General features: G+C 67.4%; 19 protein-coding genes. 1 reads left to right on the forward strand and 18 read right to left on the reverse strand.

Features of this window, described 5'->3' with window-relative positions; genetic code table 11:
- Positions 1-86: 86 nt before the first annotated feature.
- From HCH03_RS14995 to HCH03_RS15065, 15 genes are all read right to left on the reverse strand, one after another.
- A complete protein-coding gene (locus tag HCH03_RS14995) occupies positions 87-1,142 on the reverse strand; it encodes a cell division protein FtsQ/DivIB (RefSeq protein ID WP_221690135.1) in 1,056 nt (351 codons plus the stop codon).
- Complete coding sequence (gene murB / locus HCH03_RS15000; protein WP_080145351.1) at positions 1,096-2,022, reverse strand: UDP-N-acetylmuramate dehydrogenase; 927 nt, start codon at positions 2,020-2,022, stop codon at positions 1,096-1,098. The genes HCH03_RS14995 and murB overlap by 47 nt, the downstream gene beginning before the upstream one ends.
- Before the next feature lie 8 nt (positions 2,023-2,030).
- Entirely contained in the window at positions 2,031-3,479 is a 1,449-nt protein-coding gene (gene murC / locus HCH03_RS15005; RefSeq protein ID WP_221690136.1) for a UDP-N-acetylmuramate--L-alanine ligase, read from the reverse strand.
- Between the two features lie 54 nt (positions 3,480-3,533).
- Positions 3,534-4,634, reverse strand: a complete 1,101-nt coding sequence (gene murG, locus HCH03_RS15010; RefSeq protein ID WP_221690137.1) for an undecaprenyldiphospho-muramoylpentapeptide beta-N-acetylglucosaminyltransferase — start codon at positions 4,632-4,634, stop codon at positions 3,534-3,536.
- Positions 4,635-4,638: 4 nt separating this feature from the next.
- Positions 4,639-6,039, reverse strand: a complete 1,401-nt coding sequence (locus HCH03_RS15015) for an FtsW/RodA/SpoVE family cell cycle protein (protein WP_368041324.1) — start codon at positions 6,037-6,039, stop codon at positions 4,639-4,641.
- An 8-nt stretch (positions 6,040-6,047) separates the two neighbouring features.
- Positions 6,048-7,592 (reverse strand): UDP-N-acetylmuramoyl-L-alanine--D-glutamate ligase, encoded by a 1,545-nt coding sequence (murD, locus tag HCH03_RS15020; protein ID WP_246600070.1) that lies wholly within the window; start codon positions 7,590-7,592, stop codon positions 6,048-6,050.
- A gap of 19 nt (positions 7,593-7,611) precedes the next feature.
- Complete coding sequence (gene mraY / locus HCH03_RS15025) at positions 7,612-8,658, reverse strand: phospho-N-acetylmuramoyl-pentapeptide-transferase (protein ID WP_080145070.1); 1,047 nt, start codon at positions 8,656-8,658, stop codon at positions 7,612-7,614.
- A 1-nt stretch (position 8,659) separates the two neighbouring features.
- On the reverse strand, positions 8,660-10,156 hold the full coding sequence (locus tag HCH03_RS15030; RefSeq protein WP_185904728.1) for a UDP-N-acetylmuramoyl-tripeptide--D-alanyl-D-alanine ligase: 1,497 nt from the start codon (positions 10,154-10,156) through the stop codon (positions 8,660-8,662).
- On the reverse strand, positions 10,157-11,704 hold the full coding sequence (locus tag HCH03_RS15035) for a UDP-N-acetylmuramoyl-L-alanyl-D-glutamate--2,6-diaminopimelate ligase (RefSeq protein ID WP_221690139.1): 1,548 nt from the start codon (positions 11,702-11,704) through the stop codon (positions 10,157-10,159).
- A 9-nt stretch (positions 11,705-11,713) separates the two neighbouring features.
- Positions 11,714-13,474 carry a peptidoglycan D,D-transpeptidase FtsI family protein gene (locus HCH03_RS15040; RefSeq protein WP_368042461.1) on the reverse strand — a complete coding sequence of 587 codons (1,761 nt, stop codon included), beginning with the start codon at positions 13,472-13,474 and terminating at the stop codon, positions 11,714-11,716.
- A 4-nt stretch (positions 13,475-13,478) separates the two neighbouring features.
- Entirely contained in the window at positions 13,479-13,943 is a 465-nt protein-coding gene (locus HCH03_RS15045; RefSeq protein ID WP_221690140.1) for a cell division protein FtsL, read from the reverse strand.
- Between the two features lie 94 nt (positions 13,944-14,037).
- Positions 14,038-14,994, reverse strand: a complete 957-nt coding sequence (gene rsmH, locus HCH03_RS15050) for a 16S rRNA (cytosine(1402)-N(4))-methyltransferase RsmH (protein WP_185904978.1) — start codon at positions 14,992-14,994, stop codon at positions 14,038-14,040.
- A gap of 18 nt (positions 14,995-15,012) precedes the next feature.
- Positions 15,013-15,489: a division/cell wall cluster transcriptional repressor MraZ gene (locus tag HCH03_RS15055; protein ID WP_080145064.1), complete on the reverse strand. Its 477-nt coding sequence runs from the start codon at positions 15,487-15,489 to the stop codon at positions 15,013-15,015.
- A gap of 752 nt (positions 15,490-16,241) precedes the next feature.
- A complete protein-coding gene (xerD, locus tag HCH03_RS15060) occupies positions 16,242-17,141 on the reverse strand; it encodes a site-specific tyrosine recombinase XerD (RefSeq protein WP_221690141.1) in 900 nt (299 codons plus the stop codon).
- 16 nt (positions 17,142-17,157) lie between these two features.
- Positions 17,158-18,759 (reverse strand): CTP synthase, encoded by a 1,602-nt coding sequence (locus HCH03_RS15065; protein WP_080145063.1) that lies wholly within the window; start codon positions 18,757-18,759, stop codon positions 17,158-17,160.
- A 173-nt stretch (positions 18,760-18,932) separates the two neighbouring features.
- On the opposite strand from HCH03_RS15065, the gene HCH03_RS15070 reads away from it, so the two are divergent.
- Positions 18,933-20,414, forward strand: a complete 1,482-nt coding sequence (locus tag HCH03_RS15070; protein WP_080145062.1) for a DUF1846 domain-containing protein — start codon at positions 18,933-18,935, stop codon at positions 20,412-20,414.
- 699 nt (positions 20,415-21,113) lie between these two features.
- Here HCH03_RS15070 and HCH03_RS15075 read toward each other — a convergent pair.
- From HCH03_RS15075 to HCH03_RS15085, 3 genes are all read right to left on the reverse strand, one after another.
- On the reverse strand, positions 21,114-22,304 hold the full coding sequence (locus HCH03_RS15075; RefSeq protein ID WP_368042462.1) for a hypothetical protein: 1,191 nt from the start codon (positions 22,302-22,304) through the stop codon (positions 21,114-21,116).
- 266 nt (positions 22,305-22,570) lie between these two features.
- Complete coding sequence (locus HCH03_RS15080) at positions 22,571-23,161, reverse strand: hypothetical protein (RefSeq protein WP_221690143.1); 591 nt, start codon at positions 23,159-23,161, stop codon at positions 22,571-22,573.
- 69 nt (positions 23,162-23,230) lie between these two features.
- Positions 23,231-23,758: a flagellar protein FliS gene (locus tag HCH03_RS15085; protein ID WP_246600071.1), complete on the reverse strand. Its 528-nt coding sequence runs from the start codon at positions 23,756-23,758 to the stop codon at positions 23,231-23,233.
- Positions 23,759-23,783 lie beyond the last annotated feature (25 nt).

Consider the following 23,783-nt stretch of genomic DNA (forward strand, 5'->3'; position numbering starts at 1 on the left):
CGGCGTCGCGGACAAGCCCCTCCAAACCTGCATCTGCTCGAGCGGCGGCCCGCCCCGACCCCTCCTCGCGCCCGGCCCGCAGGTTGCTAGAGAGCCCTCCAGGTGGGCCGGTCGACCACGCGTACGTTGATGTAGACGACCGTGGGGTTGTCCTCCATGATCTTCAGCACCACGCGTTCCTTGTCGCGGATGTTCTCCGCCTTGCCGAACGCGATCTCCACGTTGTTGTCCAGCGTGAGCGTGGTGCCCTCGGCGTCGGTGGCCGACACCTTCGTCACGCGGCCGGACAGGTCGGTGGTCATGCTCGACACGATGTCGAGCGCGTTGTTCACGTTGCTGTCGGTGCAGTAGGCGCCGATCTCGGCCGAGGTGCCGTAGGGCACGTCGGTGATGGACAGCACGGCGGCGGCGTCCTCGTAGACCTTGGGGCTCGTCCTCTTCCCCGCCTCGGAGTCCTGGTCGGGAATGGGCATGAGCCACATGTGGTCCGACGCGATGGCCCACCGCTTTACCGACTTGGCGTCCTCGGTGGGCACCGCCACCACGGCCGCGATGGTGCGCTCGGTCACGGCGAGCTCGAGCGTGTTCGGGAAGATGCGCTTCACCTCGGCATCGGCCACCCAGGCGTTCTTGAGCAGGCGCTCGCGGATGCCGGCGGCATCCACGCGCAAAAGGGTGGTGTTCGCAGGCACGTTCGCCATGGCCGTCATGTCGTCGGTCGTGAGGTGCTCGACGCCGCTCACGGTGACGTTCTCCACGGCGAACAGGTTGGAGTTGTAGGCCACGGCGGCGCCGATGGCGAGCGCGGCCACCAGAACCAGCACCACCACGATGCGCACGACGTGGCGGCGGTAGGTGCCCTGCGCGCGGGCGCTGCGCTCGGCGCGGTCGAGGTCGCCCACGCGCACCGAGGTGAGCCGCTGCTGCGGGCGGGCGCTCGCGGCGGGATAGCGCCCGCCGGGCATGGCGCGGTAGGTTCCCGGTTGGGACGATCGAGACGAGGATCTTGCCGGCGTGCGGCCCGAGCCGCGGCCGGAGGCGCGGGACGCGGGAGCCGACGAACGGACGCGGCCGGACGGAGCCGCCCCGCGCGCCTTACGCGAACCCGAGGAAGCGGACTTCCGGTTGTAATTCGATGCCATACGTTTCGCTTACCTTCGCCTGTACGAGTTCGATGAGGTCCTTCACGTCGCGCGCCGTGGCGTCGCCCGTGTTCACGATGAAGTTCGCGTGCAGCTCCGACACCTGGGCCCCGCCGAGGCGCGCCCCCTTGAGGCCCGCGCGCTCCACGAGCGAGCCGGCCGACTCCCCCTCCGGGTTGCGGAACACGCTGCCGCACGAGGGGTCCGTGAGCGGCTGCGTCTTCTTGCGCCGGGCCAGCGACGCCTCCATCTTACCGCGAATGAAGAACGGATCGGCCGGCTCTACGGAAAGTTCGCATTCGACGATGACCTCGTCGGGCAGAAACGAGCTCGTGCGATAGCCCCAGGCGATCTCGTCTCCCGAGCGGCGCGCGAGGCCCGCTCCGGGCGAGAACGTGGTCACGGACGCCACGCGCGCGCCGATCCACTCGTCGCGCGAGCCGGCGTTCATGCGCAGGGCCCCGCCCACGGTGCCCGGCGTGCCCACGGCGAACTCCAGCCCCGCGAGCGAGCGGCGGAACGCCTCCTGCACCACCGACGACAGCGGCACGCCGGCGCCCACGCAGAACCGCTGCGAGCCCTCGTCGTAGCGGCAGGTGCGGAAGTCGCGCCCGAGCGTGACCACCACGCCGGGAAAGCCCTCGTCGGCCACGAGCAGGTTGCTGCCCCGCCCCACCACGGTCCAGGGCACGCCCGTGCGCTCGCACACCTCCACGAGCCGCGCGAGCGCGCCCACGGAAGCCACCTGCACGTAGAAGCGCGCCGGGCCGCCGATGCGGTACATGGTGTGGCGCGCCATGGGCTCGGACGGGTAGACATCGCCGTCGAAGCGGTCGTCCACGAGCAGCGCCTCCAGCTCGGACGTATGTCGTGCCGACACGGCGCGCCTCACCTCCGGGCGGAAGCGTCTGCGGGCATGCCGGCCGAGAGCGCGTCGACGAGCTGCGGCCCGATGGCCGTCACGTCGCCCGCGCCCATGGTGATGACGAGGTCGCCCTCGCCCGCCTTGGCCGCCAGGTAGGGCACGACCTCCACGCGGCGCGGCACGTAGGCCGCCTCGGGGTGGCCCGCGTGGTCGAGCACCACGTTCAAGAACGTCTTGCCGCTCACGCCGGGCACGGGCGCCTCGCCCGCCGGATACACGTCCATGAACGTGACGGTGTCGGCCGCGTCGAACGCGCTGCCGAACTCGTCTTTCAGCACCTCCGTGAACAGCGACACCCGCGAGTAGCGGTGCGGCTGGAACAGCACGTGCACGTGGCGGTAGCCCAGATGCGACGCCGCCTCGATGGTGGCCGCTATCTCGGTGGGATGGTGCGCGTAGTCGTCGACCACGGTGACGCCGGCGGCCTCGCCCACGAGGTCGAAGCGGCGGCGCACGCCGGCGAACCCGGCCATGGCGGCCGCGACGGCCTCGGCGTCCATGCCGAGCGCGTCCGCGAGCACGATGACGCCGGCGGCGTTCAGCACGTTGTGGCGGCCGGGGTTCTGCTTGACGTGCGCGGAAATGCGGCGTCCGTCGGGCAGGACGAGCGCGAAGTCGCTGCCCACGCCCTGGGCCTCCCACGATTCGATGCGCGCGTCGCAGCCTTCGCCGAAGCCGTACGTGACGACCGCACGGCCCGTCTCGCGCGCCACGCGCACGAGCGCCTCGTCCTCGCCGCAGGCCACCACCACGCCGTCCTCGGCGGGAACCGAGCCGATGAACGCACTGAACTTCTCGTAGATCTCGTCGAGGTCGCGATAGTGGTCCAGGTGATCGGCCTCGATGTTCGTGACCAGCACGGCGCGCGGCGAGAGGTACGTGAACGACTTGTCGCTCTCGTCGGCCTCCACCACGTAGTGACGTCCCTTGCCGGAATGCGCGTTCGTGCCGTAGGAGCGCACGATGCCGCCGATGAGGAACGTGGGGTCCTCGCCCATGGCGTCCAGCACGCTGGCCAGCATGGACGACGTCGTGGTCTTGCCGTGGGTGCCCGCCACGGCAAGCGTCTCCAAGTCGCGGCCCAGGTGCGCGAGCATCTGCGCGCGGTGCCAGATGGCAAGGCCCCGCTCCTTGGCGGCGATGAGCTCGGGGTTGTTGTCCAGGATGGCCGTGGACACCACCACCACGTCGGGCGCGGCGTCGTCGCGCCCGGGGCCGCCCGGCAGGTTCGCCGGATCGTGGCCGATGCGCACGTCGATGCCGGCGGCCTTCAGCTGCTTGGTGTAGCGGCTCTCCTTGAGGTCCGACCCGCTCACGCGCATGCCCTGGTCGAACGCAACGCGCGCGATGCCGCTCATGCCGACGCCGCCCACGCCTATGAAGTGAACCGATTCTATGCGCTTCGTGTCCATGGTGTCCTTACTGCCCTTCCCTCGTCTGCGCTTCCATGGTAGCCCAAAGCAGGGCTACCGCGCCGCCCCCATCACAACATCTGCCAACTTGGCGGCCGCGTCGGCCGTTTTCTGCGCGCGGGCGGCGGCGCTCATGCGCGCCCGCACGTCCGCGTCCTCCAGAAGCGAGCGCAGCAGGCGCTCGAACTCGGGCCCTTCCACGTCGGCGTCGGCCAGCATGTACGCGCAACCCGCCTCCACGTAGGCGCGGGCGTTCGTGGTCTGGTGGTCCTCGGTCGCGAACGGGAACGGCACGAGCAGCGCGGGGATCGCTCGCGCCGATATCTCCGCGAGCGACGTGGCGCCTGCGCGCGACACGATGGCGTCGGCGGCGGCCATGGCCTCGCCCATGCGGTCCAGGTAGCCGAACAGGTGCCACCGCGCGGCCTCGTCGGGCGCGAGCGCCAGCTGCTCGGTCACGGCGTCGAGCTCCTTCGGGCCCGTGACCTGCACCACGTGCACGTCGCCGTAGGCCAGAAGCTCGTCCTTGAGCGCGCAGACGGCCTGGTTGAGGTGCCGCGCGCCCAGGCTGCCGCCCGTGACCAGCAGCATGCGCGCGTCCTCGGGCACGCTGAAGAGCGCACGCCCCTCGGCCCGCGTGGCGGCGAACACGCTTGCGCGCACGGGGTTGCCCGTGACGACGACGCGCGAGCGCGCGGCCTCGTCGAGCGCCGCGGCGGCGTGGTCGTAGGTCAGGCACACGGCGGCGGCCCGCTTCGCCAGGTACTTGTTCGCCATGCCCATGACCGAGTTCTGCTCGTGAACCACCACGGGCACGCCCAGCTTCTCGGCCGCGCGCCCCACGGGGATGCACACGTAGCCGCCGAAGCCCACCACTGCGTCGGCGCCCAGCTCGGCGAGCCATTTCTTCGCCTTGCCCGTGCTCTTCTGTATCTTCGCCACGCCCTTCGGCAGCGTGAGCGGGTGGTTGCGGTTGAACCCGGCCGCCTCGAACGGCGTGAACGGGATGCCCGCCTCGCGCACGAGCCGCGCCTCCACGCCCTGGGGCGTGCCGGCGAAGCGCACGTCGCAGCCGCGGGCGCGAAGCTCGTCGGCCAGCGCGAGCGCCGGGTTTATGTGGCCGGCGGTTCCGCCGCCGGAGAGTACGACCAGCATGTTGCTACCTCCTGCCTTTCCGCGACGACCCCGACCGGTCCCCGCCCGCGTCGCCGCGGCTCCGGGAACGCGAGCTCACCGCGTCCCATCCGATGCCGCCCGAAGACCCCGGCGACGCGCTCTTGCGCCCGCCCGACCGGGACGAGCCCGTCTGCGAGCCCGCGCGCCCGGACGAGCGCGGAGGCTCCGGCTCGGCCCGCACGACCCGCAGGTCGGCGCGGCGCCGGGCGGGCGCGAGCGAGTCGTCCACGGCGTCCTGGGACACCGACAGGATGAGGGCCACCATGATGAACGTGGCGATGAGCGACGACCCGCCCGACGAGATGAACGGCAGCGGCTTGCCCACGACGGGGAACCACCCGATGACCATGGCGATGTTGAGGAACGCCTGGAACACGATCATGATGGTGCAGCCGCCGGCCACCATGGCGCCGAAGTTGTCGGGCGCCGTGCGCGCGATGCGCATGCCCGCGTACAGCAGCAGCAGGAACAGCACGACCACGCCGAGCGCCCCCACCAGCCCCAGCTCCTCGCCGATGATGGCGAAGATGAAGTCGGTGTCGGACTGCGTGAGGTACAGGTACTTCTCGTGGGAGTTCCCCAGCCCCACTCCGAACAGGCCGCCGCTGGACAGCGCGTAGAGCGAGTGGATGATCTGGTAGCCGGTGCCGTAGCCGCCCTCGCCGTCATCCCACGGGTTCATGAACACCAGCAGGCGCGCGCGGCGGTAGTCCTCGCCGAAGACGCCCACCAGGCCCAGCACCACGACCACGGCGGCCACCGCGAGCAGGGTGCGCAGGGGCACCTCGCCGAGCCACATCACGGCGAACACGCCCACCACGCAGATCATGGCGGTGCCCAGGTCGGATTGCGGGCCGAGGATGATGAGGATGGGCGCCAAAACGAGCAGGAACACCAGCGCGAAGAACACCGGCACGGTGTAGGCGCCCTCGCGGAAGTCCGAGAAGAGGCGCGCGGCCACCAGCACGAGCGCGATCTTGGCGAACTCCGAGGGCTGCAGGTTCATGGGCCCGATGACGAGCCAGCGCTGCGCGCCCCATTCGTCCTCGCCCGCGCCCGAGAACATGGTGGCCACCAGCAGCACGAACGCGAGGCCCCACACGACCCATACGAGGTTGCTCCGCCAAACGGAGCAGGGAAGGAACTTCCACACGACGAAGGCCACCACGATGCCCACGACGGCGAACTTGATCTGGTTGAGCGTGTCGGCCATCGGGTCGACGGCCGCGGGCGACTCGGCCTGCGCCAGCGCGATCACCGACGAGGTGGAGTAGATCATGACGAAGCCCAGGAGCGTGAGCGCGAGCACGGACAGCAGCAGGATGAGCCGCGGCCCCATGATATGCGCGGGAACCCCCCGCTTGTCGACGCCGGCGCGTGCCACGGAAACCCTTACGATTCCGCGCGCGCGGCGCGGTCCGCCACGAGCGCCTTGAACGCGCGGCCGCGTTCCTCGTACGAGCCGAACTCGTCGAACGACGCGCACGCCGGCGACAGCAGCACCACGTCGCCCTCGCCCGCAAGCGAGAGCGCCGCATCGAACGCGTCCTCCAGGTGCTCGGCGCGCTCGAGCGCGAAACCGACGGGGGCCGCGAGCGCATCCTCTTCGAACGCCGCTGCGAACCTGGGGCCTGCAGCGCCGAAGCACACGGCGGCGCGGGCATGGGCGTGCGCGGCCTCCACCAGGGGGGCCAGGTCGGTGCCTTTGTCGTCGCCGCCCAGCAGCACGATGGGGCGCGCGTCGGGGAAGGCGGCCAGCGCGGTGAGCGTCGCGTCCACGTTCGTGGCTTTCGAGTCGTTGTAGCAGGCCGCGCCGCGCACGCTGCCGCACGGCTCTATGCGGTGCTCGAGCGGCCGGAACGTGCGCAGCCCGCCCGCCACGCGCGCCTCGTCGGCGCCGAGCGCGAGCGCTGCGGCGGCGGCGGCGAGCGCGTTGCCCGCGTTGTGCGCGCCCCGCACCCCCAGCTCGTCCGCGCGCGCGAGCACGCGCTCGCGCCCGTCGAGCGCCACGACGAGCGAGCCGTCGTCGGCGATGAACGCGGCGTTGTCGCTGCCGCACCTTGCGCGCATGTCTCCGCCCATGCCGTCGGCCGTGCCCATCGGCACGTAGGCGAAGCCGCGCTCGGCGGCGTCGAGCGCGCGCAGGCGGCGCACCTCGGCGCGCACCACGTCGTTCGACGCGTCGAGCACGGCCACGCCCCTGGGCGCGTCCGCCAGGTTCGCCAGGACCTTGAGCTTCGCGTCGCGGTAGGCTTCGAACGTGCCGTGCCAATGCAGGTGGTCGGGCGTGATGTTCAGCAGCACGGCCACGTCGGGCGCGAACGCGCTCGTGGACGCCAGCTGGTAGGACGACACCTCGGCCACGTAGACGTCGGTCGCGCCCGCCGCCACGGCGGCGATGCAGGGGTCGCCTATGTTGCCCACGGCGTGGGCGCGCAGGCCGGCCTCGCGCAGCAGGTGCGCGGCGCACGACACCACGGTGGTCTTGCCGTTCGTGCCCGTCACGGCCGCCCAGCGGCTGTCCGCCGCGCTCTCGCGCCAGGCGAGCTCCACCTCGCTCGCCAGTTCGGCGCACGCGGCGGCCGCCGCCACGTAGAGCGGCGAGAACGGCGGTATGCCGGGGCTCGGCACGCCCAGCTCGAACGCCGGCGCGTCCGCGGCCCGCGTCGCGCCGCCGCCATCGCCCGCCGAGCCCGCCTGCGCGGCCAGCTCGGCCACGGCGTCGTCGCCGAACGCCACGAGCGCCCCGCGTGCGACGGCCGCCTCGGCGAACGCCTCGGACTCCTCCGTGCGCGCGCCCGCCGCCACGGCCAGCGCGTCCACGCGCCCGCCCAGAAGCGGCAGCAGGTACTCCACGGCCGCCCGGCCGCTCTTGCCCAGGCCCAAAACGAGCACGCGCCCGAGATGCTGCGGCGCGTGCTTCCTTCCCGCTATCATGGCGACGCGTCCCATAGGCTTAGGCCACCGCCATGAGCGTCTCGGCGAAGTACAGCGAGAAACCGCAGGCCGCCAGCACGCCCGACACGATCCAGAAACGCACGACCACCTTCGTCTCGCTCCACCCCTTCTTCTCGAAGTGGTGGTGCAGGGGCGCCATGAGGAAGATGCGCTTGCGCGTTTTCTTGAAGTAGAGCACCTGGATCATGACCGACAGGGCCTCGGCCACGAACAGGCCGCCGATGATGATGGACACGAACTCGGTCTTCGTGACCACGGCCAAGCAGCCGAGCGCCATGCCGAGCGCGAGCGAGCCCGTGTCGCCCATGAAGATGTCGGCCGGAAACGAGTTGAACCACAGAAAGCCGATGCACGCGCCCGAGAGCGCGGCGGCGAAGATGGCCGGCTCCAGCAAGTCGGAGCGGTACGCGATGGCGGCCATGACGATCATGACGATCATGACCGTGCCCGCCGCCAGGCCGTCCAGGCCGTCGGTGAGGTTCACGGCGTTGCACATGCCCACCAGAAGGATGTTCGCGAAGATGAGGTAGAGCCACGGGATGGCGATGCCGTCGCCCACGGGCACCACCGTGGTGAGGATTCCCAGATCGAACGTGTACACGAAGGGTATCTCCACCGTGGGAGGCACGTTCATCCAGTTCACCGCCACGATCGTGAACACGGAGGCTATGAGGAACTGGCCGACGAGCTTGGCCTTCGGCGTGAGGCCGAGCGAGCGCTCCTTCACCACTTTCGAGGCGTCGTCCACCAGGCCCAACAGCCCCGTGAGCACCGTGGCGCCCAGCAGCAGGAACGTCTCGGGCGTGGGCATGCCGATGACAAGCGCCGTGGCGATCACGGCCACGAGCATGACCACGCCGCCCATGGTGGGCGTGCCCTGCTTCACCAAATGGCTCTCCGGGCCGTCGGCGCGCACCTGCTGGCCGATATGGCTCGATTTCAGGAACTTGATCCACATGGGCATGAGCACCATGGTGATGACGATGGCGGCCACGATGGCCAGGAACACGAGGAACGTCGGGTATTGGGAGAATATCGCAAACATATCAGTTGACCAGTCCTTCGACCACGCGCTCGAGGCCCATGCAGTGCGACGCCTTCACCAACACGGCGTCGCCCGGCTCGATGCACGTATCCAGTTCTCCGAGCACGTCGGAAATCGTTGCCGCGCGCACGATGCGCCCGGCGTCCATGCCCGCCTTCTCGGCGGCGTCGGCGATGCAGGCCGCCAGCTCGCCCACGCACACCAGGCGGTCGAGCGGCAGGCGCGCCGCCAGCTCGCCGATGCCCGCATGGCAGGCCCGGGCGAAGTCGCCCAGCTCGGCCATGTCGCCCAGCACCGCCACGCGACGTCCGGGAACCTCGAGCGCGCAGAACGTGTTGAGCGAGGCGCGCATGGAGTCGGGGTTGGCGTTGTAGGCGTCGTTCACCACGGTGAAACCGCCGCGGGCGCGCAGCACTTCCTGGCGCCCGGCCTCGGGCTCGGCGTGCGCGAGCGCGTCGGCCACGGCGGCGAGCGACATGCCCGACGCGCGGCCCACGGCCGCGGCGGCGCAGGCGTTCGACACGTTGTGCAGCCCGCGCAGGTTGAGCGCGCACGGGGCCGTCTCGACGTGGGGCGCGGCGGCGGCCGCGTCGTCGAACCCGCAGGCGTGCAGCACGAAGCGCGCACGGCCCTGCTCGTCCAGCTCCACTTGCTCGGCCCACACGGCCGGACGGACGGCGTCGGCCGCGCTCGCGGCCACGCGGCGGGCGGCCGCGTCCTCCGTGCCGTCGAACAGCACGCACGGCACGCGGCGGGCGTCCAGGCGGGCGTCCTCGCGCATGAAGTCGGCGAAGTCGTCGGCGGCGTTCACGAACGCGAGCCCCGAGCCCTCCGGCAGCTCCCGCAGAAGCTCCGCCTTGGCGCGCGCGATGTTCTCGCGGCTGCCCAGAAGCTCGATGTGGCTCTCGCCCACGTTCACCACCAGGCCCCAGTCGGGGCGCACGATGGAGCACAGCTCGGCGATCTGCCCCGGCCCGCGCATGCCCATCTCCACCACCACGGCGTCGCACTCCGGCTCGGCCGCAAGCAGCGTCTTGGGAACGCCCAGCTCGTTGTTCTGGTTGCCGGCGGTGGCCGTCACGCTTCCGGCGGCGGCCAGCACGTCGCGCACGAGGTTCTTCGTGGTGGTCTTGCCCGTGGAGCCCGTGAGGGCGATCACGCGCCCTTGCAGATGAGAGCGCCACTCGCGGGCCAGGTCGGACACGGCTCCCGCCGTGTCGGGCACGTCGATGACGGCGGCGCCCAGCTCGCGCGCCAGCGCCCGCACGTCCTCGGCCAGCGGCTGCATGACCAGCGCGCCCAGTGCGCCCGCCCGCAGCGCCGCGGCCACGAAGTCGTGCCCGTCCACGCGCTCGCCCGGCAGCGCCACGTACAGATCACCCGGTTTCACGTCGCGGGAATCCCAGGTCACGCCGCACATGAGCGCGCGGGGGTCGAGCGGCTCCACGGCGAACGAGCCGCCCGTGTACGCCGCAATCTGCTTCGCGTTCAGGCGCATTTAGTTCTCCCCGCTCGCTTGTCCATAAGGGTCAGCGAGGGTTACCGCAGCGTCGGCATCGTCCAGCAGGCCGCCGAACGCGCGGTTCAGCTCCTCGGCCGCAACAACACGGTCGTCGAAGCTTAGAACCTCGTCGCCCACCAGCTGGTAGTCCTCGTGGCCCTTGCCCGCGATGAGCACGGAGTCGTCCGGCTTCGCGTGCGCCAGCGCCAGCGCGATGGCGGCGCGGCGGTCGGGCTCCACGGCGAAGCGGCCCTGGCCCGCTCCCATGCCGCCCACGATGTCGTCGATGATGGCCAGCGGGTCCTCGTGGCGCGGGTTGTCGCTCGTCACCACGGCGAAGTCGGCCGCGAGGGCCGCCTTGCCCATGATGGAGCGCTTCGACGCGTCGCGGTCGCCGCCGCAGCCGAACACGCAGATGGTGCGGCCGCGCGTGAGCGCCATGATGGATGCGAGCGCCTTCTCCAACGCGTCGGGGGTGTGCGCGTAGTCAACGAACACGCTCACGCCGCCGTCGCACGGCACGCTCACGCGCTCCAAGCGCCCCGGGATCTGCGGGGCCTCTTCCAGCGCCTCCACGATCACGCTCGGCGAAAAGCCCAGCTGCAGCCCGATGCCGAACGCGCACATGACGTTCTCCACGTTGAACCGGCCCACGAGCGGGTAGTCGAAGCGGTAGCGGCTGCCGCGCACGTCCAGCTCCACGGTGGTGTGGGTGGGCGCGTACTGCACGTCCACGGGATGTATCTGCGCCGAGGTGTCGAAGCCCGTGGTGACGATGCTGTCCTCGTTCGTGGAGCAGCGGCGCAAAAGCTCTTTGCCCCACTTGTCGTCGATGCAGATGACGCGCTTGGCCGGGTAGTCCTTCGAGAACAGGCGCGCCTTGGCCTCGAAGTATGCCTCGAACGTGTGGTGGTAGTCCAAGTGGTCCTGCGTGAGGTTGGAGAACGCAGTCACGGCGAACGTCGTGCCCCACGTGCGCTCCAAATCGAGCGCGTGCGAGCTCACCTCCATGGCCACCACGTCGCAGCGCTCGTCGCGCATGCGTGCGAGCAGCTGCTGCAGGTCGGGCGACTCCGGCGTCGTGTGCGCCGTCTTCTCGGCCGCGCCGCCGATGCGCACGCCCACCGTGCCGATGACGCCCGTGCGCTTGCCGGCCACGTGCGCGATGTGCTCCACCAGGTAGGTGGTGGTGGTCTTGCCGTTCGTGCCGGTTATGCCCACGAGCGAGAAGTCCTTCGAGGGATGGTCGTAGAAGTTCGCCGATGCGGCGGCCATGGCCTTGCGCGTGTCGGCCACCACCACCTCGGTGACGTCGGTGGCATCGGCCAGGTACACTTTGCGCTCGACCACGAGCACCTTGGCCCCTCGGTCGATGGCGTCCTGCGCGAACGAGTGGCCGTCGGCCGTCAGGCCCACGATGCAGAAGAACGCGTCGCCCGGCTGCACGCGGTCGCTGCGGTAGGCGATCCCGCCCACCTCCTCGTCAGCGTTTCCAATAACGGTGCAGTCTATTCCCGCGAACAAGTCGGTGCAGGTCTTCCCCATATCGCATCCTCACTTGGGTGAAATCTTGAAACGGTCTATGGCAGTTGACATTATATCCTTAAACACCGGCGTGACGATGGAACCGTATTCGGTCTCGTTGGCACCCACAAAACAAACCAATTGAGGGCCCGTCGAGTCGGCGATGAAGCCGGTGAACGCCATGTTGTACACGCCTTTGCGGTAGCCTCCGTTCACGTCGTCGTATATCTCCGCCGTGGACGTCTTGCCCGCCACGTTGTAGCCCTCGATGGCGGCGTCTTTGCCCGTGCCCTCGGTGACGACGGTCTTCAGCATGCCGGTCATCTGGTCGATGGCCTTCTGGTCGTCGATGACCTTCTCGGTGGCGTACTCCATCGTCTCACCGGTTTGGGGCTTGCTCATGAGGAAGTGCGGCACGCACTCCACGCCGCCGTTGGTCAGGGCGCCGTAGAAGCGCGTCATCTGCATGGGCGTCACCGATATGCCCTGGCCGAAGGACATGTTGTAGGCGGTCGCCTTGCCCAGATTGCCGAAAGGCACCATGTAGCCCAGGATGTCGGTGCCCTCCTCGCCCTCGCCGGGGTAGTCCACGCCCGTCTTCTCGTGCAGGTTGTACTTCAATATGTGCTCGTAGAACTTGTCGAAGCCCATGTTCTCCGTGGCCAGCGATATGCCGATGTTGGACGACTGGTCCATGATCTGTTGCAATGTGTAGGTGGCGTCGCCGCGGTCGTGGGCGTCGGTGATGGTGTAGCCGTCGGCCTCGATCTCGCTCGGGCAGAACAGCTCGGTGTCGGGGGCCATGCTGCCCGTTTCCAAGATGGCCATGGCCGAGACCGATTTGAAGATGGATCCCGGCTCGAACAGGTCCGTGACCGTTTTGAGCTCCGTCGCACCCGCCTTGATGTTCTCGCGGTCGTTCGGGTCGAGCAGCGGCAGCGACGCGGCGGCGTAGATCTCGCCCGACTCGCCGTCCATGACCACGGCGCTGCCCCCGTTCGAGGTGAGGCCCTTCTCGTCGGCCAGCAGGCGGTCCTCCACGGACTGCTGCAGCTCTATGTCCAGCGATATCATGATGTCCTCGCCGTCCACGGCGGGCGTCTCCTCGTGCACGCCGCCGGGGATGGGCGTGCCGTCGCGGCCGCGCTCGGCCTCGTAGCGACCGGCTGTGCCGGAAAGGATGTCGTCGTAGTAGTACTCGAGCCCGGTCAGGCCCTCGCCGTCGATGTCGGTCAGGCCGATGACCTGCGCGCCCACCCGCCCGTTGGGGTACTCGCGGCGCGACTCGCCGATGAAGTAGATGCCCTTGAGCTCGAGCGCGCGCACTTGGTCGGCCACGGCGGTGTCGACCTTGCGCTTGATGAACGCGAACGTGGTGTTGTTGGCCGCGAGCGTGCTCTCGTAATCGGCCGCCTCGCCGCCCAGCGCGCCGGCCAGCGCCGACGCCGTGCCGCGGATGTCCTCCACCTCGGAGGGGTTCGCGTAGATGGTGGTGGCGTCCACGCTCACGGCGAGCACGGTGCCGTTGCGGTCGTAGATGGTGCCGCGCCGAGGCTCGATGTCGAATCCCACGGTGCGCGCCTCCTCGGCCTGCGCCGAGTACGTGGGGGCCATGACGACCTGCAGGTACACGAGCCTTACCAAAAAAAGCGCCGCGACGACGGCGAACAGGAGGATGGGTATGAACGCGCGGCCCGAATCGACCGGGAGCACGCCGCCCGCCGCGCGCGGCTGCCGCGGCGCCGCGCCGGACGAGCGTCCGCCGCGCGGCGTATGGGGCCGTCCCGCCACGCCGCTACTCCGCGGCGCCGGCGGCGATCTGCACGCTCTTGGAAAGCGACAGGTTGCCGGCGTCGTCGGTCGCGACGACGTCGGTGCCCAGGTCGATGACGCCCACCGTCTCGGGCGCGGCCATCTTCAGGCCGGTCGCCTTCGTCTTCACGCTCGTGGGGTTGGAAAGCGAGCTCTGCTGCACCTCGAGGTTGCTGCCGCTGGAGCGGGCGTCGTCTATCTGGTTCGAGAGCTGCTGCGACTGCATCGACGTGGCGACCGTCGCCGAGGCGATGGCGATGCGCGCGAAGCTCAGGAGCGCGGCCACCACGAGCACGACGGCCACCGTCTTCGCCAGGAAGACGACGCTGGAGGGAATGGTCTGGGTACCCGTGCCCTGACCCGGCACGACGCGGACGCGCGGACGCGCGGGGCGCTCGGGCATGCGTTCAGGATAGTTGTAGGAAAACGCCGGAGCTGCTCCTGCCATGACCAACCCCCTTTCTTCGTTTCTGCGGTGTTTAGGTGGTCGCGATGCTGCTTATGGGACGGCCGGAGCAGGGCTCCGGCCGGCTATGTCGGTTTCAGCGCTTTTGGGCCACGCGCAGCTTGGCGCTGCGGGCCCGGGGATTGCGCTCGATCTCCCCTGCCGTGGGCAGAAGCGGTTTGCGCGTGACCAGGTCGAGTATCGGCTTCTTTCCGCACATGCACACCGGGAGGTCCGGCGGACAGGTGCACCGGTTCGCGAACGAGTTGAACGTCTCCTTCACAATGCGGTCCTCGAGCGAATGGTAGCTGATGACCACGAGGCGCCCGCCCGGATTGAGCCAGCGGACTGCTGCGTCGAGTCCTCGACGCAGCACGTCCAGCTCCGAGTTGACTTCTATCCGAAGCGCCTGGAACGTCCGTTTCGCCGGATGGCCCCCGGCGCGACGCGCCGAGGCCGGAATGGCGGCTTTGATGATGTCGACGAGCTGCTCGCTCGTTTCTATCCGGCCGTTCTCCCGCGCTCGCACGACGAACTCCGCAATGCGGCTTGCCCACTTCTCGTCAGAGTACATACGGATGATCCGAGTGAGATCTGCTGTGTTGTAGGTGTTGATGATCTCTGCTGCGGTTAGGGTGGTTTTCCCCGGATCCATCCGCATATCAAGGGGGCCGTTCTCCTTGAAGGAGAAGCCGCGAGACGGTGTGTCGATCTGCACCGAGGACACGCCCAGGTCGAAAAGGAACGCATCGACCCCGGGTATCTCGGCGCTGACGAGCAGGTCGTCCATATCCCCGAAGTTGCCGCGCAGAAGCTCCAGGTTGGGGCGCGTGTCGTCGGGCAGTGCTTCGAGCCGGGCGCGGGCGGCGGCGAGCGCCACCTCGTCCTGGTCGATGCCGACGAGCGTGCCCCCGGGGCCTACGAGCTTGGCCGCTTCGAGGGAATGCCCTGCACCGCCGAGTGTTGCGTCCACGAACGTTTGCTGTGGTTTGAGGTTCGATTGTTCGAGGCACTCGGCGAGCAGAACCGGTGTATGCCGATATTCGCTTGTCACTTCGCTCACGTCTTACGATCAGCCGAACAGAACACCGAGGTCGGTGTCGTCGTCCTGCACCTCGTAACGCTTCGCGTCCCAGATCTCGAAATAGCCCGTGTTGCCCACGACGACGACGTCCTTGTCGATGTCCGTCGCCTCGCGCGCCTCCGACGGGAGCATGATGCGTCCCGAGCCGTCCACCTCGACGTCCTTCGCGCGTGCCTTGAGCTTGCGGCGCAGGCGCACGTGCAGGTCGTTGGAAGAGTCGTACTTGCCGAACTTGTCCTCGAACACCTCCGCGACCCAGGCGTTGAAGCCACGGGGCTCGAAGACGTAGAGGCACTCGTCCTTCGGATTGCGGGTTACCACCAGATCGTTCGAAAGCACCTTGCGGAACTTCGCGGGCAGGGACATACGGCCCTTGGCATCGACCTTGAAACGGAACTCGCCGTTGAGGTCGACGACTTCCGTCGCCGCCTTCGTGCTCTCCGCTGTGTCGACGACGTCCGCCATGCCACCCTTTCGCATTCGGCCCACTCGGCCCTTTCGATGTTTGGCATTCTATCCCACTTCGCCCCACTTCGCAACATTTTTGGGGTATTCCGCCCCCTTTTCGGCGTGGTGAAGCCCACCCGTTACCGTCCCGTTAAGTGATTTCCGTCACACGGGAAAACGGGGGTGCCATATGTGGGCAACATGGGCGATGCGCCCACAACATGTGGTTCGGGAAAACGCCGGGGGGCGAAGTGGGAGAATTTGTGACGCCCTCCCACCCCGTCCCACCGCCGACCCCTCGGAACCGTCCCCTCAACCGTTCGTTCAGCCGCCCCCTCCCCTCGCAGGGGCGCTCTCCAGAGCGCCCGTTCCGGCAAAGCCGGAAAGGCAACGAACGACTCCGCGCAAGCACCGAACGGCGATCACAAAAACGAACGAATGTTTCACGTGAAACATTCCGCATCGAAGGCGGATGGCGGAACAGAAACCGCCTCGACGCCGCCGCATCCTTGTAGGGGCGCTCTCCAGAGCGCCCGTTCCGGCGAAGCCGGAAAAGCAACCGCGGGCCGGGTTCTCGCGCTGCGCGCGAGCGGGCGCTCTGGAGAGCGCCCCTACGGGGACGACCATCGCCGCACGGTGCCCGATTCGCGCAACAACGCGTCCGCCGGCATGGCGATGCGGCGGCACGGGCGCGTTCGCGTCGCCATGCACGATTCGTTTTTTCGTTCTGGTTTAATTATTCGGCTTTGATTATTCCCAAATAAGAATACTTACGCGCGCGGGTGGGCGTTCAGGTATTCCTCGCGGATGTGGGTGCGGTTGACGTGGGTGTATATCTGCGTCGTCGATATGTCGGAATGCCCCAGTATCTCCTGGATGACGCGCAGGTCGGCGCCGCCTTCCAGCATGTGGGTGGCGAACGAGTGGCGCAGCATGTGGGGGTGGAGGTTGTCCATGCCGATAAGGTGCCCCACCTCGGCCACGATGGCGTGCACGCTCTGGCGCGTGAGGCGTCCGCCGCGCGCGTTCAGGAACACGGCCGCCGTGGGCTTGGCGTAGGGTTTCACGAGCTCGGGGCGCGCATGCTCCAGATAGTCGCCTATCGCCTCGAGCGCGGCGCCCGAGATGGGGGCGATGCGCTCCTTGTTCCCCTTGCCCACGATGCGCAGGTAGCCCTCGTCGAGGATGCAGTCGCCCAGATCGAGCCCCGTGCACTCGCTCACGCGCAGCCCGCAGCCGTACAGCACCTCCAGTATGGCGCGGTTGCGCAGCTCCAGCGGCTCGCGGCCCGTGCAGGCCGACAGCATGTCGTCCACCTGCTTCGCCGACAGCACGTCGGGCAGGCGCTCGGGGGGCTTCGGCAGCTGCAGCGTGTCGGTGGGGTTGCGGCGCGCGTAGCCCTCCCGCACGAGGAAGCGGTGAAAGCCCTTGATCACCGACACGCGCCGATCCACGCTCGACGTGGCGTACTGGCGATCCACTAGGCTGGCCTCGAAGTCGACCACGGTGGCGCGGTCGATGTCCTCCACCTCTTGCACGCCCCGCTCCTCCAGAAACGCGGCGTAGTCGCGCAGGTCCGTGGCGTACGCCGACACGGTGAGCGGCGACGACCCCCGCTCAACGCGCAGGTGCGAGAGGTACTCCCCCATGAGCGCTCGCACGGCGTCCATGCCCGCGCGCCTCCCGTCAGCCCTTGCGCCGGACGGCGGCGGCGACGAAATCGCTGAACAGCGGGTGCGGGCGCGTGGGGCGGCTCTTGAACTCGGGGTGCCCCTGGCTGGCCACGAACCACGGATGGTCGGGCAGCTCCACCATCTCCACCAGCCGGCCGTTCGGCGAGATGCCGGATATCGCGAGCCCCGCCTCCACCAGGCGGTCGCGGTAGGCGTTGTTCACCTCGTAGCGGTGGCGATGCCGCTCGTAGACCACCTCTTCTCCGTACGCGGCGAAGGCCTTGGTGTCGCGCGCCACCTTGCAGGGGTAGGCCCCCAGGCGCATGGTGCCGCCCTTGTCCTCCACGTCCTCCTGCTCGGGCATGAGGTCGATCACCGGATAGGCCGCCTCCTCGTCGAACTCGGCCGACGTCGCGCCTTCGAGGCCCGCCACATGGCGGGCGAACTCGCACACCGCGGCCTGCAGCCCCAGGCAGATGCCCAGGTAGGGCACGTCGTTCTCGCGCGCGTAGCGGGCGGCGGCTATCTTGCCCTCGAAGGCGCGCTGCCCGAACCCGCCCGGCACGAGCACGCCGTCCATGCCGCCCAGCACGTCCGCCGCGTTGGCGTCGGTGATCTCCTCGCCGTCGATGAGGTGGACCTCCACATGGCAGCCGTGGTGCACGCCCGCGTGCCCCAGCGCCTCGATGACCGACAGGTAGGCGTCGGGCAGGCTCACGTACTTGCCCACCACGGCCACGTCCACCTGCCCGTCGCAACGGTGCGTGGCCTCCAGGAACGCGCGCATGGGCGACAGGTCGATCTCGCGCTCCGCGAGCCCCAGCCGGTCGAGCACCTTCACGTCGAAGCCCTGGTCGTACAGCCCGATGGGCACCTCGTAGATGGAAGGCGCGTCGGTGCAGGCCAGCACCTCTTCGGTGCGCACGTCGCAGAACAGCGCTATCTTCTCGCGCACCTTGTCGGTTATCTCGTGGTCGCTGCGGCACACGATGAAGTCGGGCTGCACGCCGATGGAGCGCAGCTCCTTCACCGAGTGCTGCGTGGGCTTCGTCTTCACCTCGTGGGCGGCGGCGATGTAGGGCACCAGGGTCACGTGCACGAACAGCACGTCGCCCAGGGGCTTCTCCTTCTTGAACTGGCGCGCGGCCTCGATGAACGGCAGCGACTCGATGTCGCCGATGGTGCCGCCTATCTCGGAGATGACGATGTCGGCGCTCGATTGCTCGGCTATGCGGCGCAAACGCTCCTTGATGGCCTCGGTGACGTGCGGGATGACCTGCACGGTGCCGCCCAGAAAGTCGCCGCGGCGCTCGCGCGCGATGAGGGTCTGGTAGATGGAGCCCTGCGTGAAGTTGGACTCGCGCGACAGGTTCTCGTCGATGAAGCGCTCGTAGTGCCCCAGGTCGAGGTCGCCCTCGTGGCCGTCGTCGGTCACGAACACCTCGCCGTGCTGGAACGGGCTCATGGTGCCGGGGTCCACGTTCAGGTACGGGTCCATCTTCTGCATGGTCACCTTGTACCCGCGCGCCTTCAGCAGGTGGCCGAGCGACGCGGCGGTGATGCCCTTGCCCAGCGACGAAACCACGCCTCCGGTCACGAAAATATGCTTCGCCATGCCCGCCCCTTACCGTCTTGTTCGAACCGGTGCAATAAAAAAGCGCTCGAGGAGCCGAACTTTGTCGCTTCCCAAACGCTTGTCTATTCTACAATAGACTTTTGGCGCTGCGCTCATGCGGCACGCTAATTAACACACCGGAAACACCGTGCACGGAAGGAGCCCGAAAGCCCATGCGCATCGGATTCGACAACGACCAGTACATCGCACTGCAGGCAGAGCACATCCGCAACCGCATCGACCAGTTCGGCGGCAAGCTCTACCTGGAGTTCGGCGGCAAGCTCTTCGACGACTACCATGCCGCCCGCGTGCTGCCCGGTTTCGAGCCCGACTCCAAGATACGCATGCTGAAGAGCCTGGTGGACGACGCGGAGATCATCATCGCCATCAACGCGAACGACATCGAGAAGAGCAAGGTGCGCGGCGACTTGGGCATCACCTACGACGAGGACGTGCTGCGCCTCATGGACATCTTCCGCGGCATGGGCTTCGCCACCACGGGCGTGGTCATCACCCACTACACGAACCAGCCCTCGGCCGAGGCGTTCCGCAAGCGCCTGGAGAGCCTGGGCATCCGCAGCTACCTGCACTACCCCATCGCCGGCTACCCCTACGACATCGACCGCATCGTGAGCGACGAGGGCTACGGCAAGAACGAGTACGTGGAGACCACGCGCCCCCTGGTGGTGGTGACGGCCCCCGGCCCCGGCAGCGGCAAGATGGCCACGTGCCTTTCGCAGCTCTACCACGAGCACCAGCGCGGCGTGGCGGCCGGCTACGCGAAGTACGAGACGTTCCCCATTTGGAACCTGCCGCTGAAGCACCCGGTGAACATAGCCTACGAGGCCGCCACCGTGGACTTGGACGACGCGAACACCATCGACCCCTTCCACTTGGAAGCCTACGGCGAGACCACGGTGAACTACAACCGCGACGTGGAGATATTCCCCGTGCTGAAGGCCATGATGGAGCGCATCTCCGAGACGAGCCCGTACCAGTCGCCCACCGACATGGGCGTGAACATGGCCGGCAACGCCATCGTGGACGACGAGGCCGTGCGCGAGGCCGCGAAGATGGAGATCGTGCGCCGCTACTTCCAAGCTGCTGTGGAAACGCGCCGCACCGGCGTGGGCCAGGAGCACGTGGAGAAGCTGGAGCTGCTGATGAACCAGGCCGGCATCAACGCGAGCTTCTCGCCGGCGCGCTCGGCGGCGCTGCTGAAGGAGGAGACCACCGGCGGCCCCGTGGGCGCCATGACGCTGCCGGACGGCACCGTGGTGACGGGCAAGACCTCGTCGCTTTTGGGAGCGGCATCGTCGCTGCTGATGAACGCGCTGAAGGGCGTGGCGGGCGTCGACGACGAGATCGACGTCATCAGCGACGAGGTCATCGAGCCCATCTGTCGCCTGAAGACCGACCAGCTGCACAGCCGCAACCCGCGCCTGCACTCAGACGAGACGCTTATCGCGCTGTCCATCAGCTCGGCCACCGACCCCTTGGCCGCCAAGCTCGTGGACCACATCGACGATCTGCGCGGCTGCGACGCGTTCTTCTCGGTCATCATCTCGTCCACCGACGAGAAGCTCTACCGCACGCTGGGCATCAACGTGTGCTGCGAGCCCAAGTACGAGCAGCATCGGTACTACCACAAGTAAGGCGCGCGACGCGTGCGGAAAGGCCCCTCAACGAGGGGCCTTTTTTGATGCGGAAACCGTTGTGCGGAAGCCGGTTGAACCTTGCAGAAAGCTTGCACGGATCTTGCTGGAACCTTGCGCGGTTCTTGCAGTTTTATGCATATGATCTGGGATAACAGTATCTTCTCAAGCACTGGTATTCGGCGTAGAATACCAGTGCCGGCGGTGTCCGCACTCGGGTGGCGCTTCTTTCGAAGGGGCGATGCCTATGAACGTAGTTCTGGAAATCCTTTACGCCTACGCAGCGGTGGCCACGATAGCGAGCTTTCTCCGCGATCTGTGGACGGAACATAAGAGACGCGGACGAAGCAGGGAGGGGTCCAAGGAGAAGCTGAGATAAGCAAAGGCCGGGAAATAATCCCGGCCTCCCGAATACCTGCGCCGCCCGAGCTGGATGGTAAAGTCCCTTAAACTCGCCGTCCTGGGCACCGCCGGTGATTCGTATTATAGCGAGCGCGCGTTGCGAAAAGCAAGAGGCATGAACTCGCTGTTTGCATCGCCGTCGACCCCATTGTCAGCTTCCCTTGCTGTCATCCTGGGCAGAGGCCGAAGGCCGGAGTCGAAGGATCTTCAAGAACGGAAGACTCCCTTAGCCGAAGATCCTTCGACTCGCGCCTGCGGCGCTCCGCTCAGGATGACAGCAGGGGGCCTTTTGCGGGGTTAAGCTGCAGACACTATCCAGATCATGGAGCCGTAGGTGAAGCCGGCGTCGCCGGCGGCGAGGACAGCGTTCAGCAGGGTCTTCATGCCGTAGTCGGTGAAGGTGCCGTGCCAGGTGAGCTGGGTGCCCGTGTCGCCGGCGGCCAAGATGACTGGACGGTCGAACGCCACCTCCAAGCCCAGCGGCGTGAAACGGGCGTCGCTCACGAACGTGGTGGCGCCGCCCTCGGTGGTGAGCGACCACGAGCCTCCCGGCAAGTCCATGTCGGCGCGCTTGAGCCGTGCGCCGGTTACGGCCACGGCGCGCTCGGAGCGGTTGGCCACCATGACGGGGATGGTAGCGCTGTTGGGGTCGTCCTGCCCCAGCATCATGGACACCGACGAAGGAATGGTGATGTTGACCTGCGCGTCGGCCTGTTCGTCGACCGAATTCGCTGCATCGTCGGGCTCGGTGGAAGCATCTTTGGCGGACTCGGCATCGGGATCGGCTCCAAGCGTGGAATCATCGCCATCGAGACTGCCCGCAACGTCCTCGGTTTCGTCGCTGGCGGGAGCTTGCTCGTCGTCTGCAGGGTCGGGTTCGATCGTATCGGCGTCGGGGTCGACCGCAGAGGGGTCGTCCTCAGGGTCGGACGCCGGAGCATCGGGGTTCACGAGGATACGGGCGTCGGCATCCCAATTGTAGGCGAGCACGTTCTCGTCGGTTCCGCGATAGACGGTTTCGATCGGCTCGGCAGGAGCCTCCTTGAAGCCGAACAGCTCATCGACCTTAGTATCGTCCGCAATGGCAAAATCGTCCGGAAGCTCCATGAGCTTCGGACAGTCGAAAAACAGGCGCGTGAGATCCTTGGCCCCGGCAGGCACGTTCGCGACCTCTTCGAGGTTCGCGCAGCCCTCGAACCAATGGGCCAAGCTTGTCGGCTCCACCGCATCGGCGAACACGACGCGTTTGATATCGTTAGCCACGCCGTCCGCAAGCCACGGCACCTCGTCGGCGCTCTCAAACGCGAGGGCATCCCCCGCACCGTCCACGACGAACGTCCCATCGTCCCACAACTCGGCAACGACCGCCGCAGCCTCGTTGAGCCCGATGGGCCAAGCGTTCCCGTACTCGGGAACGGAAGGAGTCGTGGGGGGCTCGACCGGGGCGGTTGGTGCCACAGGCTCAATCGTGGGGGTTGCGACGATCACATTGGCCGAGTCATTGACAGAAGGGGTCGTAGTGACAGAATGCTCGGCGAGCTTCGTCGTACCGGACGTAGCTTCAGGAGTGATTTCTGCCGAAGGATGAGTTTCGCTGGAAACCGCTTCCGAAGCAGCAAAAGAATATGGAACGCGGCACAGCACGCCGAAGACCAGTAGCAAGCAAAGGGCCAAGGCCGCACTAAAGTTCAGCGCGGCCTTATGGGTAAACGTGTGGTATTTGACCCAACCAGCCATCTGACCATGCAAGCGCCTTAGGCCGTCGGCGTACCGCCGAAGCCAACCGTCCACGTGATATCGAACAGATGAATCGCGCCCGTGGCGGACGGATTGGCGATCTTTCCAGCAAAGTTCAGCGAAAGTACTCCGGGAGTGCTCGCATCAGTCGCAATCGGCATTTCCCAACCGGCTGTTGTCGCGGCAAACGAAGCCGCCGTTGACAGGTCAAAACCATTGACGGTCATCTCCACGCTGTTCGGATCGGCAGCATCGGTCACGCTGCCAACGAGCTTGCCGTCACCCTGCGTTACGCTGATGGCGGAAACATGAGCTTTTGCTAAGGTGCTTGTATTCCTCAACTCAATGTTGTTCGGCAGCAGGAAATCTCCGTTCGCCTTCACCGCCGCCGTGAAGGAGGTCGGAACCGTCGCTTGAACCTGAGCATCAACGTTAGCATTGACCTTGGTTACGCCCTGATTGTTTGTGCCTACAGCATCCCATTGGCTCGGTTCGGTTGCCGTGGCATCCGCAAACGCCGCACCCGCGCAAAGTCCCGTCAGCATCGTTGCTGCGCACACGCCTACGATTCCCTTTTTGATGCAATTGAACCGACTCGTCTTCTCCATGATCCTTTTCCTTTCATGATGTGCCATTACGTTGTCTGACATGCTCTCGTATCTCTCGTCGAAGGCCCCTTAGCCTTCGATACGCAACGTGATTTCTGCGGCCGCCTGGCCGGTCTGCTTGTGGGTTTCCCTATCGTAGCCGGTGAAGGTCGCCACGGCGGCGTAGTCGCCAGGGGCGAGGTCCTTCGTCAGCTTGATGTTTTGGATGTGCTGGTCGGGTGCGATGGCGCCGGACTCGTAAACCGTTTCTTCGGTGTCCTTCAGCGCGATGGTGACCTTCTGGTCCATCGGGTTCGCGGCGATGTTCTCGATGCGGGCCTCGCCCTCGGACGCGCCGTCGGGGAACACGATAACGGCGGCGATGGAGATGTTCATCATGCCCTTCGCCACTTCCTCGTTCAGGGCGGCCTGGATCTCCTCTTTGGACTTGCCCTCGAACTGGCCTTGCGCGGCGTTCGAGTCGAACCAGTCCTCCACAGCGGGCTGCTGCGTCAAAACGACGCCGGCAACCACAGCTCCGGCCACGGCCACCACGGCCACGAGGGCGGCGAAGGCGTGCTTGGACATGCCGAGTATCTTGCCGGTTTTCTTGGCCACCTCGGCCGCGGTATTCGCATTGGCT

This window comes from Gordonibacter massiliensis (ex Traore et al. 2017) (assembly GCF_019731765.1).
Classification (GTDB): Bacteria; Actinomycetota; Coriobacteriia; order Coriobacteriales; family Eggerthellaceae; genus Gordonibacter; species Gordonibacter massiliensis.

What these genes read in the sequence shown, in the direction of transcription:
- HCH03_RS15035 (WP_221690139.1), bottom strand. Translation starts at nt 11,704, where the DNA reads ATGGGGAAGACCTGCACCGACTTGTTCGCGGGAATAGACTGCACCGTT.
- HCH03_RS15045 (WP_221690140.1), bottom strand. Translation starts at nt 13,943, where the DNA reads ATGGCAGGAGCAGCTCCGGCGTTTTCCTACAACTATCCTGAACGCATG.
- HCH03_RS15055 (WP_080145064.1), bottom strand. Translation starts at nt 15,489, where the DNA reads ATGGCGGACGTCGTCGACACAGCGGAGAGCACGAAGGCGGCGACGGAA.
- murC (WP_221690136.1), bottom strand. Translation starts at nt 3,479, where the DNA reads ATGGACACGAAGCGCATAGAATCGGTTCACTTCATAGGCGTGGGCGGC.
- HCH03_RS15065 (WP_080145063.1), bottom strand. Translation starts at nt 18,759, where the DNA reads ATGGCGAAGCATATTTTCGTGACCGGAGGCGTGGTTTCGTCGCTGGGC.
- xerD (WP_221690141.1), bottom strand. Translation starts at nt 17,141, where the DNA reads ATGGACGCCGTGCGAGCGCTCATGGGGGAGTACCTCTCGCACCTGCGC.
- HCH03_RS15070 (WP_080145062.1), top strand. Translation starts at nt 18,933, where the DNA reads ATGCGCATCGGATTCGACAACGACCAGTACATCGCACTGCAGGCAGAG.
- mraY (WP_080145070.1), bottom strand. Translation starts at nt 8,658, where the DNA reads ATGTTTGCGATATTCTCCCAATACCCGACGTTCCTCGTGTTCCTGGCC.
- murG (WP_221690137.1), bottom strand. Translation starts at nt 4,634, where the DNA reads ATGCTGGTCGTACTCTCCGGCGGCGGAACCGCCGGCCACATAAACCCG.
- HCH03_RS15080 (WP_221690143.1), bottom strand. Translation starts at nt 23,161, where the DNA reads ATGGAGAAGACGAGTCGGTTCAATTGCATCAAAAAGGGAATCGTAGGC.
- HCH03_RS15030 (WP_185904728.1), bottom strand. Translation starts at nt 10,156, where the DNA reads ATGCGCCTGAACGCGAAGCAGATTGCGGCGTACACGGGCGGCTCGTTC.
- murD (WP_246600070.1), bottom strand. Translation starts at nt 7,592, where the DNA reads ATGATAGCGGGAAGGAAGCACGCGCCGCAGCATCTCGGGCGCGTGCTC.
- HCH03_RS14995 (WP_221690135.1), bottom strand. Translation starts at nt 1,142, where the DNA reads ATGGCATCGAATTACAACCGGAAGTCCGCTTCCTCGGGTTCGCGTAAG.